This window comes from Halomonas sp. AOP7-B1-5 (assembly GCF_052353045.1).
Classification (GTDB): domain Bacteria; phylum Pseudomonadota; class Gammaproteobacteria; order Pseudomonadales; family Halomonadaceae; genus Vreelandella; species Vreelandella colorata.
On the sequence record NZ_JBQTDC010000018.1, the window covers coordinates 26,972 to 43,043 of the forward strand.

Below are 16,072 nucleotides of genomic sequence, written 5' to 3' on the forward strand. Positions count from 1 at the left end.
GTCTCCTCGCGGCCTTACAGGCTGCGCTCGACTTTGACTTGATCGAAGACTTCGATCTTATCGCCGACCTGGACATCGTTGTAGTTCTTCACCCCGATGCCACACTCAACGCCATTACGTACTTCCTGGACGTCGTCTTTATAGCGGCGCAGCGACTCGAGTTCACCTTCGTAGATGACCACGTTGTCACGCAGTACACGGATGCGCTTGTTACGGAACACTGAACCTTCGACGACCATACAGCCTGCCACCGCACCGATCTTCGGCGCACGGAACACGTCGCGTACTTCGGCAACACCCACGATCTCTTCTTTCCACTCGGGGGCGAGCATACCGCTCATCGCCTGCTTGACCTCATCGATCAAGTGGTAGATGACGCTGTAGTAACGCAGATCCAGGCCTTCGCGCTCAATGATCTCGCGGGCAGCGGCGTCGGCACGGACGTTGAAGCCGACCACGATAGCCTCAGAGGCAAGCGCCAGGTTGGCGTCAGTACCGGTGATACCGCCGACACCTGAAGAAACCACCGCCACTTGTACTTCATCAGTGGAGAGTTCTTCCAGGGCGCCTTTGATCGCTTCGAGCGAACCTTGTACGTCGGCTTTCAGAACGATGTTGACCTTGGCCACTTCGTCCTGGCCCATCTGGCTGAACATGTTCTCAAGCTTGGCTTTCTGCTGACGTGCCAGGCGTACTTCACGGTACTTGCCTTGACGGAAGTTGGCCACTTCACGGGCTTTCTTCTCATCAGCCACGACCATGAAGTCGTCACCGGCATCCGGCGTGCCGTCCAGGCCCTGAATCTCTACGGGCATGGCGGGACCGACGTTCTCAACCTGTTGGCCAAGCTCGTTGGTCAGCGCACGTACGCGGCCATAATGCAGGCCAGCCAGAACGATATCGCCTTTCTTCAGAGTACCGTTTTGAACCAGTACGGTAGCGACCGGGCCGCGGCCCCGATCAAGGCGCGACTCAACGACAACGCCTTTGCCAGGTGCCGACGGTACCGCTTTAAGCTCAAGCACTTCAGAGACCAGCTGGATTGCTTCCAGCAGCTCTTCGATGCCTTCACCGGTCTTGGCGGAAACGTGAACAAACTGGGCATCACCGCCCCACTCTTCGGAAATCACGCCATGCTGCGAGAGTTCGTTACGAATGCGGTCAAAATCAGCGCCCTGCTTATCAATCTTGTTCACCGCCACGACCATGGGTACTTCGGCCGCTTTGGAGTGCTCGATTGCTTCCACAGTCTGGGGCATTACGCCATCATCGGCAGCCACGACCAGGATAACCACGTCGGTTGCCTTGGCACCACGGGCACGCATGGCGGTAAACGCGGCGTGACCAGGGGTATCCAGGAAGGTCACGCCACCGTGATCGTCCTCAACGTGATAAGCACCGATATGCTGGGTAATACCACCCGCTTCGCCGGTAGCTACCTTGGCGCGACGAATGTAATCAAGCAGCGAGGTCTTACCATGGTCAACGTGACCCATGACGGTAACCACCGGTGAACGGGTGATCTCTTCGCCTTCGTAGGAGATGCCTTCGAGCATTTCCGTTTCCAGCGCGTCATCTTTCACCAGTTTGACCTTGTGACCCATCTCTTCCGCCACGATCGCTGCAGTATCCTGATCGATGGTCTGGTTGATAGTCACGGCCGCGCCCATGTTAAACATGGCCTTGATCACTTCGTTGGCTTTGATCGACATTTTGTCGGCCAGATCAGCAACGCTGATCGACTCAGGGATCGATACTTCACGCACGATCGGCTGGGTCGGTTTCTGGAAGCCATGCTTGCCGTTGCCGCTCTGGCTTGCGCCACCCCGACGACCGCCACGACGTTCGGCGCGTTTTACTTTCTTCGCGCCACCGCCACGCTTACGCTCTTCGCGATCGCCACGGTCATCGTCGTCGTCACGACCTTTCTTCTTCGCAGCAGCCTTCTTGGGCGGCGCGGTACGACGGTCGGTACGACCTTCTTTCGGCGGTGCTGGTGGCATATCTTCTGCCGGAGGCGTGTCGTCGATCTGAAGCTCGGGCACTTCCACCTTGGGCGCAGGCTTCGGCTCAGCCGCGGCTTTCGCTTCGGCTGCTTTACGCGCTGCGTCTTCAGCGGCCTTGGCTTTGGCAGCGGCGGCTTTTTCTTCGGCTTCACGCGCGTCGCGAACTTTACGTTCAGCTTCGGCTTCAGCCATATCGCCTACCAGCTGGCGCGGGCCAGAATGCTTGGGCTCAGCGGCTTTCGGTTTATCTTCTTCGGCGCTTTTAACGTACGTTTTCTTCTTACGTACCTGCACTTCGATCGTTTTGCCACGCTCGCCGGTTTTAATACGGCTGCGCGTTTTACGGGTCAGCGTGATACGGTTTTTACTTGTATCAGTCTCGCCGTCGCCGCCATGGCTTTTCTTCAGAAAGCTCAGCAGTTTCTGCTTGTCTTCTTCAGACACGGCATCGCCTTCAGAGGCGTGCTTAAGGCCAGCTTCTTTCATTTGTTCCAATAGGCGGGGCACATCACGGCCCACCTTTACTGCAAAATCTTTAACTGTCATATCTGACATAGTGACCCTCCTCAGCCCGTGACCTGTTTACTGTGTGTTTGAATCCGATGCGTTATCGTCTTCAAACCAGGGCGCACGGGCAGTCATGATCAGTGCCGCTGCGCGCGCTTCGTCCAACTCCTCGATATCGACCAGATCGTCGACAGACTGCTCGGCGAGATCTTCCATGGTGATAATGCCGCGGCTAGCCAGCGTGAACGCCAGATGACGCTCCATACCGTCCATTTCCAGCAAGTCGGCTGCTGGCTGAGCACCATCTAGCGCTTCTTCCGAGGCAATCGCCATCGTCAGCAGCTCGTCTTTAGCGCGTGCACGCAGCTCTTCAACCAAATCTTCATCGAATTCTTCGATTTCAAGCATCTCTTCAAGCGGCACGTAGGCAACTTCTTCCAAGGTGGTAAAGCCTTCTTCCACCAGCAGGCGGGCGACATCATCGTCGATACCCAGATGCTGAATGAAAGAATCCACCAGACTATCAATTTCCTGCTCACGCTTGGATTCGGCCTCTTCCTCGGTCATCACATTGATACGCCATCCGGTAAGCTCGGATGCCAGGCGTACGTTCTGACCGCTACGACCAATTGCCTGTGCCAGGTTATCCTGTGCAACGGCAACGTCCATTGCGTGGGCATCTTCGTCGACAAGGATAGACCCAACATCGGCAGGCGCCATGGCGTTAATCACCAACTGGGCGGGATTGTCGTCCCACAGCACGATATCAACACGCTCATTTTGCAGCTCGGATGAGACCGCCTGAACGCGCGAACCGCGCATACCTACACATGCACCCACCGGGTCGATGCGTCGATCGTTGGTTTTAACCGCAATTTTGGCACGTGAGCCGGGGTCGCGGGCAGCCCCTTTAATTTCAATCAGCTGTTCAGCAATTTCAGGTACTTCAATTTTGAACAGCTCGATAATCAACGCGGGATTGGTACGCGACAGCTGAAGCTGAGCGCCCCGTGCATCCGGATCAACTTTGACCAGCAGTGCGCGAACCCGCTCATTCATGCGGTAACGCTCACCGTGGATCATTTCATTACGCGGCAGGAATGCCTCGGCATTCTCGCCCAAATCGATAATCAGGCCGTCGCGGGTGGTCTTTTTAACAATACCGGCCACCAGTTCGCCTTCGCGGTCAGCGTATTGACGCACCACTTCAGCGCGCTCGGCTTCACGTACTTTTTGTACGATAACCTGCTTCGCCGTTTGGGCAGCAATACGGCCAAACACCGCATTTTCAATCTTTTTCTCGACAACGTCGGCCAGTTTTAACGGCGGATCGCGCTGTTCGGCGATGGTTTCTTTGATTTCGTAATCTGGCGTTTCGAATTCGTCATCTTCTACTACAGTCCAGTAGCGGAAGGTGTCGTATTCCCCCGTGCGACGGTCAATATGAACCCGCACGTTGGCTTCTTCATTCTCAAAACGCTTGCGTGACGCGCTCGCAAGAGCGGCTTCTACCGCCTCAAAGATGACATCCCGGGGGACGCCTTTTTCATTAGAGATCGCGTCAACGACCATTAAAATTTCTTTACTCATGCGTTTGCCTCGCCAGAAAACCTGTCCTTTTGTGCATCACCCCGGCAGCCTGCCGGCAGCGCCGCCACCCGGTTAATCGAACTGCGGTACGATGTGCGCCGAATCGATACTTTCGATGGGAAAGCAGTATTCTTCGCCATCCAGCTGTATCAGTACTTCATCACCCTCGACACCCGCCAAGAGCCCCTGGTATTTACGCCGACCATCAAATGGAATGCGCAGCTTAAGCGCGACATGATGGCCTTGATAGCGAATAAACTGATCCAGGGTATATAAGGGGCGTGCCATACCGGGCGAAGAAACTTCCAACCGGTACTCACCGGGGATGGGGTCTTCCACGTCCATCACAGCACTGACTTGGCGACTAATATCGGCGCAGTCTTCCACATTGACACCACTTTCGCGTTCGATGTAGATCACCAGCCGCGATTGCTTGCCCTGGGAAAGATGGTCGATACCCCACAGTTCAAAGCCCATGGCGGAAACGACAGGTTCTATTAGTGCATGTAGCGCAGCGTGTTTTGTGGCCACAGACAAAGCTCCTATAGCCGTTGCATCAGGCACCTGGCCAGGAGTTATAAGAAAAGCTAGGTGGCTGATTGGCGTTACCCGGAATGTGTCTCCGGCAACTCGGACGATATCCGCTCTTGAGACACTCTTGTTAACAAAAAGCTTGCTAACAAAAAGCCCCTTCACAGGAAGGGGCTTTTCATAAGAAACCTGTAATACCATTTTAGCAACATGTGACAGACTTATTGCCTGTAACGGGTGACCTTGTTGGCAGATCATTTAAAACACATTCTGCCAGGCAAACCGTTTAGCTAACATGCTACTAGAATAATGGTAGCGGGGACCGGATTTGAACCGATGACCTTCGGGTTATGAGCCCGACGAGCTACCAGACTGCTCCACCCCGCATCAATCTAGGTCGACGATAATAGACACTTGAACCACTTACGTCAAGCTATCTTTTCGTCTCAGGTGCCAAACCTGCTCTCTTTAGCAAAATGTTTTTTGACGAAACAATGCGTTTTGACAAAATACAGCTTTGAAAAAGAATCTGGGAAGCTGGCGAGCCAGCGAATCAGATGGTGCCGAAGGCGGGACTTGAACCCGCACGACCATACGGTCACTACCCCCTCAAGATAGCGTGTCTACCAATTCCACCACTTCGGCATCAGGGGAGGCTATAGAAAGCGACATCACGATTACTCGCTGCTTTCCTCTAGCACTGGCGCGGTATTATCCACACTTGCAGGGCTATCGTCAAGCGTTGGAACGCTTCGCTGTTGCTCGATCAAGCGCGAGTCTGGAATACCGGCTTCCGGCGCCTGTCCTGCTTGCGTTGCAAAGTAGGCAAGCGCCATGGAGGTCACGAAAAAACCTGCTGCCAGAATACCCGTAGTAGTCGACAAGAAGCTGCCGCTACCCCGAGAGCCAAAGACCGTTTGTGAGGCACCGCCCCCAAACGCAGCGCCGGCTTCGGCACCTTTACCCTGCTGAAGCAGGATCAATACAACCAGGGCGACCGCAATCACCACGTGGACCATAAGAATTGCAACTTGCATGGCGTTATCCTGCTGACTGACAAATGGCGTAGAAATCGTCGGTTTTGAGCGAAGCACCGCCCACCAAACCGCCGTCGATATCCGGCTGGGCAAGTAGCTCAGCCGCATTTTTTGCATTCATGCTGCCGCCGTAGAGCAAGCGTAACTGCTCGGCGAGCGTTGTACTAAACCCTGCCTGGTAGGCTCGAATACCGGCCATCACTTCCTGAGCCTGCTCCGGGGTCGCTGTGCGCCCAGTACCAATCGCCCATACGGGCTCATAGGCAATCACAACCTGCTGGCGCTGCTCAGGCTCCAGGCGTGCCATAGCGTAACCGACCTGGCGCAATACCACGTCCATAGTCTGCCCTGCATCACGCTCGGCAAGCGACTCTCCTACGCACAGGATCGGCTTAAGCCCTACATGAAGCGCGGCTAACAAGCGATCAAACACCTGTTCGTCGCTTTCGCGGTAAAGCTCGCGCCGCTCGGAATGGCCGACCAGTACGTACGTCACGTCAAACTCCTGGAGCATCCGGCCGCTCACTTCACCCGTATGCGCACCCGAGCCATTAGGGTTAAGCGTTTGTGCGCCAAGCTGAAGCGGTGTATTGCGAAACGACTGACGCGCCGCCTCCAGATAGGGAAATGGCGGAATAACCACAATCTCCAGAGCCTCCGGCAACGACACGTCAGCAAACGCGCTGCCGAAATCATTGATCAGTGCCGTGGACCCGTTCATTTTCCAGTTACCGGCAATTAATGGCGTACGCATCGACTCTCCTCACTCCAGGTGGAGCGAAATGGTATAGGAGCCGCCTTGTCAAGACAACCGCTGGCAAACACAACTGGACTAATTGAGCAAGGCTTGAACCTGATCAGCCAGCCCCTGAGCCAGTTGATTCACATTCAAGTGCTCGCGTCCTTCCACCATCACGCGAATCAGCGGCTCAGTACCCGAGGGACGCAATAGCACCCGCCCCTGATCACCCAGTTCTTTTTCCAGCGCAGTGACGGCCTCCTGCAAAGCGCTTGAGGCCATGACGTCGCGCGCCTGGGTTCCGGCAGGTAAGCGCACATTAACTAACGCCTGCGGCGTTTTTTCCAAGCCCTGAAGCAGTACTGGCAATGATTTCTGCTCACGCATCATCAGCGCCAGCACCTGCAGAGCGGCCACAATCCCGTCACCGGTGGTTTGCACATGGCTACACACGATATGCCCAGAAGCCTCGCCACCCAACTCCCAATGATTAGCCGCCATCATCTCCATGACAAAGCGGTCACCCACCTTGGCGCGCTTAAACGGAATACCCAGCTTCTCAAGCGCCACGGCAAGGCCGAAGTTACTCATCAACGTGCCGACGACGCCACCATTAAGCAGGCCGCGCTCATGGCGGTCGCAGGCGATGAGATAGAGGATGTCATCGCCATCCACTTCACGTCCGTCAGCATCGACCAGCAGCACACGATCGCCGTCACCATCAAAGGCAATCCCCAGGTCAGCGCCCTGATGAATAACCGAGGCACGTAGGGCCGACGGATGCGTCGAGCCCACCTGGTGGTTGATATTCACCCCGTCAGGCGAGGCGCCAATCACACTGACCTCGGCCCCCAGCTCGCGAAAAACACTGGGCGCAATGTGGTAAGTCGCGCCATGAGCGCAGTCCAGCACCACTTTTAAACCATGCAGGCTCAAACGGTCCGGCAGCGTCGATTTACAAAACTCAATGTAGCGCCCGGCCGCATCATCAATGCGCGCTGCCTTCCCTAGCTGCGCTGCTTCAGCGGTGGTCAACGGCGCCTCCAGCATCGCCTCAATGCGGTCTTCCGTCTCATCAGGCAATTTCTTGCCTTCTGCCGAGAAGAACTTGATGCCGTTATCGTCAAACGGGTTATGGGAAGCTGAGATCACGATACCTGCATCAGCGCGGAAGGTGCGTGTCAGGTAGGCAATGCCCGGTGTCGGCATTGGCCCCAGAAGCGAGACATCAACCCCCGCCGCCGAAAGCCCAGCCTCAAGCGCTGACTCAAACATATAGCCAGAAATGCGCGTATCTTTACCAATTAGCACGCGCGTACGACCTTTTTCGCGACGCAGCACCTGGCCCGCTGCCCAGCCAAGCTTAAGCATAAAATCAGCGGTGATGGGTGACTGCCCGACCGTACCGCGAATTCCATCGGTACCAAAATAGCGTCGTGTCATGGGTGTCTTTCCTCATTAAACGGCATTTCGCAACCCTCTTGGAGTACTGCCCAGGCCATATTAACGGCATCTACCGTCGGGCCTACATCGTGTACGCGTAAAATCTTGGCGCCACGTTCAACGGCCATGGCAGAAAGCGCCAAGCCGCCGGCCAGACGCTCCTCTACGGGCCGTCCCAGCACTTTGCCAATCATGCTTTTGCGCGACATTCCCACCAGCAGTGGCAGGTTAAGAGACTGTAGCGCGTCCATATTTTTTAACAGGCGCAAATTATGCTCAACCGTCTTGCCAAACCCAAAGCCTGGATCCAACAGTAACCGGCTGCGCCGCAGGCCAGCAGCCTCACACTCAGCTACTCGCTGGGCCAGATAGCTGGCAACGGCCTCTTCTACCGGCTGATCATAAGAAGGCGCCTGCTGCATATCCTGAGGCTCACCCTGACGGTGCATTAAACACACGGGGAGCCCGCTGCTAATCGCAGCCATCAAAGCGCCTTCACGCTCAAGCGCACGCACATCATTAATCATCCCCGCACCTAATGCGCTTGATTCGCGCATCACCAGCGGGCAGCTGGTATCCACCGATATCAGCGCATCCAACTCACGTACTAGCGCCTCTACCACTGGGGCAACACGATCAAGCTCCTCCTGAGCCCCCAGTGCGCTGGCTCCAGGGCGCGTGGACTCTCCGCCCACGTCAATAATCGCCGCGCCTTCGGCCAGCATCCGCTCGGCGTGGCGCAGTGCATCGTCCAGCGCCACGTGTCGGCCACCATCAGAAAAAGAGTCGGGCGTGACATTCAAGATCCCCATCACCCGGGGAAAAGACATATCCAGTGAATGACGCCCGCAGCGCATATGAACATTATCATTCATTTCTGGAGAGTTAGGAGGGTAGATTATTGATTTCATGCTGCTACCTATAAAAAAGAAGCATTGCTACTTGCCTGCCTACAGAATAACAAAAAGGCGCCCCTAAGTGGGGCGCCTTTGGCAGTAGCCAGCGACCGGTCAGGGGCCGGTAGGGCCACCTAGCGGGTCAGAGGGGCGGCGTCGAGGCTGATCGTCATCTTCTTCACCATCGTCACCTGAAGTGCCATCGCCTGAAGCGCTATCACTTGAAGAGCTAGAGGATGAATCGCCTTGTGCTTTGGGCTTGTCATCGCTAACGCGAGTACCGCCGCCAGAGGAGTCACCATCATTCCAACCTTCCGGCGGACGCGGCTCACGGCCTTCCATGATGTCTTTCAGCTGCGCGGCATCAATGGTTTCGTATTTCATCAATGCTTCGGTCATGGCGTCCAGCTTGTCACGATTATCGTGCAGAATCTGGCGTGCCTGCTCGTAGCACTCATCAATGATCTTGCGCACTTCTTTATCAAGACGCGTGGTCGTGTCGCCAGATTTGAGCTTGCTGCCGCCCTGGCCCGGGCCACCCAGGAACTGATGCGATTCGTCCTCGTCATACATGATCGGGCCCATTTCATCCGACAGGCCCCACTTCGCTACCATGTTGTGAGCAAGCTCAGTCGCACGCTTGATGTCGTTAGAGGCACCAGTGGTGACACCGTTGGCACCCAGCGTCATCTCTTCAGCGATACGACCACCGAACAGCGAACAAATCTGGCTCAGGATCTGCTGACGCGACAGGCTGTAACGATCTTCTTCGGGCAGGAACATGGTCACACCCAAGGCCCGCCCGCGCGGAATAATCGTCACTTTATAGACCGGGTCGTGCTCAGGCATTATCAAGCCGATAACCGCATGGCCTGACTCGTGATACGCCGTATTAAGCTTCTCTTTGTCGGACATGACCATGGATTTGCGCTCAGCGCCCATCATGATCTTGTCCTTGGCGAGCTCAAGCTCTTCCATGCCCACTAAGCGCTTGTTGCGGCGCGCAGCAAACAGGGCCGACTCGTTGACCAGGTTGGCCAGATCAGCACCGGAGAAGCCTGGCGTACCGCGGGCAATGATCGAAGGTTTGACGTCTTCTGCCAGCGGCACCTTGCGCAGGTGAACACCCAAAATATGTTCACGACCACGAATGTCCGGCAAGCCAACGGTTACCTGACGGTCAAAACGGCCTGGACGCAGCAGTGCCGGGTCGAGTACGTCCGGACGGTTAGTCGCGGCAATCACGATCACGCCTTCATTGGCTTCAAAGCCGTCCATCTCAACCAATAGCTGGTTAAGTGTCTGCTCGCGCTCATCGTTACCGCCGCCCATACCAGCACCGCGTGAACGACCTACCGCGTCAATCTCATCGATAAAGATAATGCAGGGTGACTGCTTTTTGGCCTGCTCAAACATATCGCGGACGCGTGACGCGCCGACACCCACAAACATTTCGACAAAGTCCGAACCGGAAATCGAGAAGAAGGGTACTTTGGCTTCACCGGCAATAGATTTTGCCAGCAGCGTTTTACCGGTTCCCGGCGGGCCTACCATCAACACGCCGCGCGGAATGGTACCGCCCAAGCGCTGGAATTTGGTGGGATCGCGCAGGAAGTCGACCAGCTCTTCGACTTCTTCCTTGGCTTCATCACAGCCTGCCACGTCAGCAAACGTGGTTTTAATCTGATCCTGGGAAAGCAGTTTGGCCTTGGATTTACCAAAGCTCATTGGGCCACCTTTACCGCCGCCCGCACCGCCCTGCATCTGGCGCATAAAGAACATGAAGATGGCCAGGATCAGCAGAATCGGGAAACTTGCGATCAGCAGACGCGTCCAGATGCTTTGCTGCTCTGGCGCCTTACCCACCACGTTTACGTTATTGCTTAGCAGATCATCCATCAGCTTGGGATCTTCCGCTGCCGGACGAATAGTCTGGAACTGCGAACCATCCGTACGCTCACCCTGAATGGTATAGCCATCAATGGTAACGCTGCGGACCTGCTGATTTTGCACCTGCTGCACAAACTGGGAATAGTTCGTGTTCTGCGGAGCGCTTTCCGTACTAAAATTGTTGAACACTGTCAGTAGCACAGCCGCAATGACCAGCCACAGAATCAGGTTCTTCGCCATATCGTTCAAGGGGCTACCCTCATTACAAGAATCCGTCAGTTAACCGCCGACATTAAGACCATAAAGCCATACCGGACGTTCAACCCTTGCCAAAGCACCATTGTCTTTGGGCCATCTGTATCACGCTTATTTCATGCCTATAATGTGACACACCTTGCGCCTGCCTGTCTGGCAATCGCGATGATAAATCTTTGCTATGCACGTTTTCATGCCCGCGCTCCATACCTGTGGGTATAGTTTAGCCGCGAAACCCCTCCGCTAGAAAGTAGACTTCCCGGGAACGTGCCCGCGAAGCATCTGGCTTACGGGTCACGACACGATCAAAACTGCCGCGCAACTCTTTCAGGTAGCTATCAAATCCTTCCCCCTGAAACACTTTGGCGAGAAACCGGCCGCCAGGAGATAGCGTTTCACGGGCAAGTTCCAAGGCAAGCTCTACCAAATACATGGCCTGAGGCTGGTCAATCGCCGCCATACCACTCATATTGGGGGCCATGTCCGACATCACAAGGTCCACCGGGCGATTTCCCAGGCGCTCAAGAATCGCGTTCAGCACCGATTCCTCAGTAAAATCGCCCTGGATAAAGTTCACCCCTGCCAGCGCATCCATTTCTAGTATATCGGAAGCAATCACCACGCCTTCCGAACCTACCTTGTCTGCCGCCACTTGGCTCCATCCGCCAGGCGCCGCCCCCAGGTCGATCACCGTCATGCCCGGACGAAACAGCTTATCCTTTTCATCGAGTTCAAGCAGTTTATAGCTTGCCCGCGAGCGATAGCCATCCTGCCAGCTCTGTTTCACATACTGGTCGTCAAAATGTTCTTTCTTCCAGTTATTACTGGTCTTGCTCACTGAATGTTTACGACTTGGGGGTTTTTGCTGCATGTAGGAATCTAACGCTGGAATAAGAGATGGGTGCTTGCACGCGATTGCTTTCACTCGGTGGCATTTCACCGTAAGATGGAGCGTTAAGCGCTAACCGGGATACCGCAAGATACCATGAGCTTGTCACAGGCACAAAAGAAAGCATTTCGCAGCATTGGCCACCACCTTAACCCGGTGGTCACCGTTTCTGAAAACGGCGTCTCCGAAAATCTGCTCGCAGAACTCAACCGCGCGCTCAACGATCATGAGCTTATCAAGGTGAAACTTGCTTTGCCTGAGCGTGACGACCGTGCGGCCATGCTAAACGAACTGGTTACCGATAGCCGCGCCGAAGTCGTGCAAACGATTGGTAAAATGGCGCTGCTTTATCGCAAGAACCCTAAAGTGAATCCGAAGCTCTCTAACGTTACACGCTTCGAAGATCACCACGGCCGCCACTAAAACGCCGCTGACTGATCGTTAAAAAAGCGATAAAAAGCCCGCGATTCGGTTGATATCAACCTGAGGCGCGGGCTTTTTTAATGGACGCCCGATGAACCGGGCGTCCGCTCGTTTTACGCGCTTTTACACATACCAGCGCTTACACATACTCGACGCTTTCGATTTCATACTCAACGTCGCCGCCCGGTGTCTTGACCACGGCAACGTCGCCTTCTTCCTTGCCGATCAGCGCGCGCGCAATAGGGGACGTAACAGAAATGCGGCCAGATTTAATATCCGCCTCATCCTCGCCCACAATGCGGTAGGTGACGCTTGCATCGGTATCCAGATTAAGTAGCGACACCGTGACACCAAAGATCACTTTACCGGTATTAGGGAGCTTGGTGATATCAATCACCTGCGCCACCGAAAGCTTGCTTTCGATTTCCTGAATACGACCTTCGATAAACCCCTGCTGTTCGCGGGCAGCGTGGTATTCGGCGTTCTCCTTAAGGTCGCCGTGCTCACGCGCTTCAGCGATCGCCGCAATCACTCGAGGGCGCGCTTCGCCCTTCAGATGATTGAGCTCTTCGCGAAGACTTTTTTCACCCGCAACCGTCATCGGGACCTTGTTCATTGACTTGCTCCTGCATGCAGATCCTGAAGGCGCCGCACCGTAATTTCCCTACCGTACTCAAGCGCCATGCAAACGGCATTAGCGCCCGCCAAGGTGGTTGCATAGGGCACCTTGCGCGCGAGAGCAGTACGGCGAATGACCGAAGAGTCATTAATGGCCTGACGACCTTCGGTAGTGTTCACGATGTAGGCGATATCGTCGTTCTTCAACAGATCGACAATATGGGGACGACCTTCGTAGACTTTATTGACGTGCTCCACTTCCAGTCCAGCCGCTTCTAACGCTGCCGCTGTACCGCGTGTTGCACAAAGTGTGAAGCCTAATGTTAGCAGAGAACGGCCTACTTCGATAATCCCCTCTTTGTCCGGCTCACGCACGGACAGGAAGGCTTTACGCGCGCCCTCAAGCGCCGGGATTGCTTCGCCCGCGCCCAGCTGCGCCTTGAAGAAGGCCTCGGCAAAGGTTTCGCCTGAACCCATTACTTCACCGGTAGATTTCATTTCCGGTGAGAGAATCGGGTCGACCCCCTGGAACTTGTTGAAAGGGAAGACCGCTTCTTTCACGCTATAGAAGTGCGGAATGATTTCGCGCTCAAAGCCCTGCTCGGCAAGCGTCGTGCCCGCCATGCAGCGTGCCGCAATCTGGGCAAGCGAGGTGCCGATGCACTTGGACACAAACGGCACGGTACGCGAGGCGCGCGGGTTGACTTCGATGACATAGATCTCGCCATCCTGCCAGGCAAGCTGCACGTTCATCAGGCCTTTAACACCCAGTTCAACGGCCATCTGTTTGACCTGCTCGCGCATCTTGTCCTGCACCTCAAGAGGCAGCGAGTAAGGCGGCAGCGCACAGGCGGAGTCACCGGAGTGTACCCCCGCTTGCTCGACGTGCTGCATGATGCCGCCAATCACTACCTGCTGGCCGTCCGATACCGCATCGATATCGATCTCGATGGCAGCACTCAGGAAGTGATCGAGCAGCACCGGCGAGTCGTTGGAGACCTTGACCGCATTGGTCATGTAGTTCTCAAGCTCGGAGGCGTCATAGACGATCTCCATGGCCCGACCGCCCAGCACGTAGCTTGGGCGCACCACCAGCGGATAACCGATGGTCTCCGCCTTGGCAAAGGCTTCTTCAAAGCTGCGCGCAGTGGCGTTAGGCGGCTGCTTCAGGCCGAGCTTGTCGATCATTACCTGGAAGCGCTCGCGGTCTTCGGCGCGGTCGATGGCGTCCGGCGTGGTACCGATGATCGGCACGCCAGCAGCTTCCAGCTCACGCGCCAGCTTCAGCGGCGTCTGGCCACCAAACTGAACAATCACGCCTACCGGCTTCTCTTTATCAGCGATTTCAAGCACGTCTTCCAGGGTCACCGGCTCGAAGTAGAGGCGATCAGAGGTGTCGTAATCGGTCGATACGGTTTCCGGGTTGCAGTTGACCATAATGGTTTCATAGCCGTCATCGCGCATGGCGAACGCGGCGTGAACACAGCAGTAGTCAAACTCGATGCCCTGGCCGATACGGTTCGGCCCGCCGCCGAGCACCATGATCTTCTGACGATCCGATACGTCCGCTTCGCACTCCTCTTCATACGTGGAGTACATGTAAGCCGTATCCGAGGCAAATTCCGCGGCACAGGTATCCACGCGCTTATAAACCGGGCGAATGCCTGCCGTCTGGCGCGTTTGACGGAACTCTTTTTCGCTCACGTTCAGCAGCTTAGCCAGACGCGCATCGCCAAAGCCTTTGCGCTTAAGCTGATAAAGCTCACGGGCAGAAAAATCGCTAAGCGAACGCTTGGCAACGGCGGTTTCCGTCAGCACCAGGTCTTCCATCTGGACCAGGAACCAAGGGTCGATATTGGTGAGGGAAAACACCTCATCGACGCTCATGCCTGAGCGCATGGCATCGGCCACGTAGAAAATACGCTCGGCACCGGCAGCCTGAAGTTCGCCCTGGATGATCGCCATGTTGTCCGGGGTAAAGTCAGTAATAATCGGGTCGAGACCGTCATTACCGGTTTCCAGGCCGCGCAGGGCTTTCTGCAGCGATTCCTGGAAGGTACGGCCAATCGCCATCACCTCACCCACAGACTTCATCTGCGTGGTCAGGCGGTCGTTGGCCTGGGGGAATTTCTCAAAGGTAAAGCGCGGTATCTTGGTAACCACGTAGTCGATGGATGGCTCGAACGAGGCCGGCGTGCGTCCACCGGTAATATCGTTTTGCAGCTCGTCCAGCGTGTAGCCGATCGCCAGCTTGGCGGCGATTTTGGCAATCGGGAAGCCGGTCGCCTTGGAGGCCAGTGCGGATGAGCGTGATACCCGCGGGTTCATCTCGATCACGACCAGGCGGCCGGTTTTCGGGTCCATACCGAACTGCACGTTGGAGCCACCGGTTTCCACGCCAATCTCGCGCAGTACCGCGAGGCTCGCGTCGCGCATGATCTGATACTCTTTGTCCGTCAGCGTTTGTGCCGGTGCGACGGTGATCGAGTCACCGGTGTGCACGCCCATCGGGTCAAAATTTTCGATCGCACAGACGATAATGCAGTTATCGTTCTTGTCGCGCACGACCTCCATTTCGTACTCTTTCCAGCCCAGCAGTGACTCGTCGATCAAGAGCTCGTGGTTGTTGGAAAGCTCGAAACCGCGCGTACAAATTTCTTCAAACTCTTCCTTGTTGTACGCCACGCCGCCGCCGGAGCCGCCCATGGTGTAAGAAGGCCGGATGATGGTCGGGAAGCCAAGCTCTGCCTGAATTTCCCAGGCTTCATCCATGGTATGCGCGACTTTTGCCTTGGGGCATTCCAGGCCAATACGCTTCATGGCCTGGTCGAACAGATCGCGATCTTCCGCCATGTTGATCGCGTCGGCGTTAGCGCCAATCATCTCAACGCCGTACTTTTCCAGCACGCCATGCTTTTCCAGATCCAGCGCACAATTCAGCGCGGTCTGGCCGCCCATCGTCGGCAGGATGGCATCCGGGCGCTCGACTTCGATGATTTTCTCGACAGCCTGCCAGGTAATCGGCTCGATGTAGGTAGCATCGGCCATAGCCGGGTCGGTCATGATGGTGGCCGGGTTGGAGTTAACCAAAATAACCCGGTAACCCTCCTCGCGCAGCGCTTTACACGCCTGGGCGCCGGAGTAGTCGAATTCGCAGGCCTGGCCGATAACGATCGGGCCAGCGCCAATAATCAAAATACTGTTTAAGTCGGTACGCTTAGGCATAACGGTTCCCGCAAAAAATGGTG

The 16,072-nt window shown here is 55.8% G+C and carries 12 protein-coding genes and 2 tRNA genes; 1 reads left to right on the top strand and 13 read right to left on the bottom strand.

Going from position 1 to position 16,072, the window contains the following annotated elements; translation table 11 throughout:
• Window positions 1-14: 14 nt before the first annotated feature.
• The 11 genes from infB to rlmE all read right to left on the bottom strand — a co-directional run bounded on the left by infB (window position 15) and on the right by rlmE (window position 11,765).
• Window positions 15-2,561: a translation initiation factor IF-2 gene (infB, locus tag ACT3XD_RS10570; RefSeq protein ID WP_192537959.1), complete on the bottom strand. Its 2,547-nt coding sequence runs from the start codon at window positions 2,559-2,561 to the stop codon at window positions 15-17.
• Between the two features lie 27 nt (window positions 2,562-2,588).
• Window positions 2,589-4,103, bottom strand: a complete 1,515-nt coding sequence (gene nusA, locus ACT3XD_RS10575) for a transcription termination factor NusA (protein ID WP_192537960.1) — start codon at window positions 4,101-4,103, stop codon at window positions 2,589-2,591.
• 72 nt (window positions 4,104-4,175) lie between these two features.
• Window positions 4,176-4,634 carry a ribosome maturation factor RimP gene (gene rimP / locus ACT3XD_RS10580; RefSeq protein ID WP_018917558.1) on the bottom strand — a complete coding sequence of 153 codons (459 nt, stop codon included), beginning with the start codon at window positions 4,632-4,634 and terminating at the stop codon, window positions 4,176-4,178.
• 310 nt (window positions 4,635-4,944) lie between these two features.
• Window positions 4,945-5,021 (bottom strand) — tRNA-Met (locus tag ACT3XD_RS10585).
• A gap of 171 nt (window positions 5,022-5,192) precedes the next feature.
• Window positions 5,193-5,279, bottom strand: a tRNA-Leu gene (locus ACT3XD_RS10590).
• Between the two features lie 32 nt (window positions 5,280-5,311).
• Window positions 5,312-5,671: a preprotein translocase subunit SecG gene (gene secG / locus ACT3XD_RS10595; RefSeq protein ID WP_192537961.1), complete on the bottom strand. Its 360-nt coding sequence runs from the start codon at window positions 5,669-5,671 to the stop codon at window positions 5,312-5,314.
• A gap of 4 nt (window positions 5,672-5,675) precedes the next feature.
• Window positions 5,676-6,425 (bottom strand): triose-phosphate isomerase, encoded by a 750-nt coding sequence (gene tpiA / locus ACT3XD_RS10600; protein WP_192537962.1) that lies wholly within the window; start codon window positions 6,423-6,425, stop codon window positions 5,676-5,678.
• 78 nt (window positions 6,426-6,503) lie between these two features.
• On the bottom strand, window positions 6,504-7,853 hold the full coding sequence (gene glmM, locus ACT3XD_RS10605; RefSeq protein ID WP_192537963.1) for a phosphoglucosamine mutase: 1,350 nt from the start codon (window positions 7,851-7,853) through the stop codon (window positions 6,504-6,506).
• The gene (gene folP / locus ACT3XD_RS10610) at window positions 7,850-8,764 is read right to left on the bottom strand and encodes a dihydropteroate synthase (RefSeq protein ID WP_441676344.1); all 915 of its coding nucleotides are present in this window, start codon (window positions 8,762-8,764) and stop codon (window positions 7,850-7,852) included. Before folP ends, glmM begins: the two co-directional genes overlap by 4 nt.
• A 99-nt stretch (window positions 8,765-8,863) precedes the next feature.
• Complete coding sequence (gene ftsH, locus ACT3XD_RS10615) at window positions 8,864-10,888, bottom strand: ATP-dependent zinc metalloprotease FtsH (protein ID WP_192537964.1); 2,025 nt, start codon at window positions 10,886-10,888, stop codon at window positions 8,864-8,866.
• A 229-nt stretch (window positions 10,889-11,117) separates the two neighbouring features.
• Window positions 11,118-11,765: a 23S rRNA (uridine(2552)-2'-O)-methyltransferase RlmE gene (gene rlmE / locus ACT3XD_RS10620; protein WP_192537965.1), complete on the bottom strand. Its 648-nt coding sequence runs from the start codon at window positions 11,763-11,765 to the stop codon at window positions 11,118-11,120.
• A 114-nt stretch (window positions 11,766-11,879) separates the two neighbouring features.
• Here rlmE and yhbY point away from each other — a divergent pair, with 114 nt between their 5' ends.
• The gene (gene yhbY, locus ACT3XD_RS10625; protein WP_192537966.1) at window positions 11,880-12,206 is read left to right on the top strand and encodes a ribosome assembly RNA-binding protein YhbY; all 327 of its coding nucleotides are present in this window, start codon (window positions 11,880-11,882) and stop codon (window positions 12,204-12,206) included.
• A 139-nt stretch (window positions 12,207-12,345) separates the two neighbouring features.
• Here the strand turns inward: yhbY and greA are convergent, their stop codons facing one another.
• Complete coding sequence (greA, locus tag ACT3XD_RS10630) at window positions 12,346-12,822, bottom strand: transcription elongation factor GreA (protein ID WP_192537967.1); 477 nt, start codon at window positions 12,820-12,822, stop codon at window positions 12,346-12,348.
• Window positions 12,819-16,049, bottom strand: coding sequence for a carbamoyl-phosphate synthase large subunit (carB, locus tag ACT3XD_RS10635; protein WP_192537968.1), 3,231 nt, complete (start codon window positions 16,047-16,049; stop codon window positions 12,819-12,821). Before carB ends, greA begins: the two co-directional genes overlap by 4 nt.
• Window positions 16,050-16,072: the final 23 nt, after the last annotated feature.

What these genes read in the sequence shown, in the direction of transcription:
- tpiA (WP_192537962.1), bottom strand. Translation starts at nt 6,425, where the DNA reads ATGCGTACGCCATTAATTGCCGGTAACTGGAAAATGAACGGGTCCACG.
- rlmE (WP_192537965.1), bottom strand. Translation starts at nt 11,765, where the DNA reads ATGCAGCAAAAACCCCCAAGTCGTAAACATTCAGTGAGCAAGACCAGT.
- greA (WP_192537967.1), bottom strand. Translation starts at nt 12,822, where the DNA reads ATGAACAAGGTCCCGATGACGGTTGCGGGTGAAAAAAGTCTTCGCGAA.
- secG (WP_192537961.1), bottom strand. Translation starts at nt 5,671, where the DNA reads ATGCAAGTTGCAATTCTTATGGTCCACGTGGTGATTGCGGTCGCCCTG.
- yhbY (WP_192537966.1), top strand. Translation starts at nt 11,880, where the DNA reads ATGAGCTTGTCACAGGCACAAAAGAAAGCATTTCGCAGCATTGGCCAC.
- carB (WP_192537968.1), bottom strand. Translation starts at nt 16,049, where the DNA reads ATGCCTAAGCGTACCGACTTAAACAGTATTTTGATTATTGGCGCTGGC.
- infB (WP_192537959.1), bottom strand. Translation starts at nt 2,561, where the DNA reads ATGTCAGATATGACAGTTAAAGATTTTGCAGTAAAGGTGGGCCGTGAT.
- glmM (WP_192537963.1), bottom strand. Translation starts at nt 7,853, where the DNA reads ATGACACGACGCTATTTTGGTACCGATGGAATTCGCGGTACGGTCGGG.
- folP (WP_441676344.1), bottom strand. Translation starts at nt 8,764, where the DNA reads ATGAAATCAATAATCTACCCTCCTAACTCTCCAGAAATGAATGATAAT.
- nusA (WP_192537960.1), bottom strand. Translation starts at nt 4,103, where the DNA reads ATGAGTAAAGAAATTTTAATGGTCGTTGACGCGATCTCTAATGAAAAA.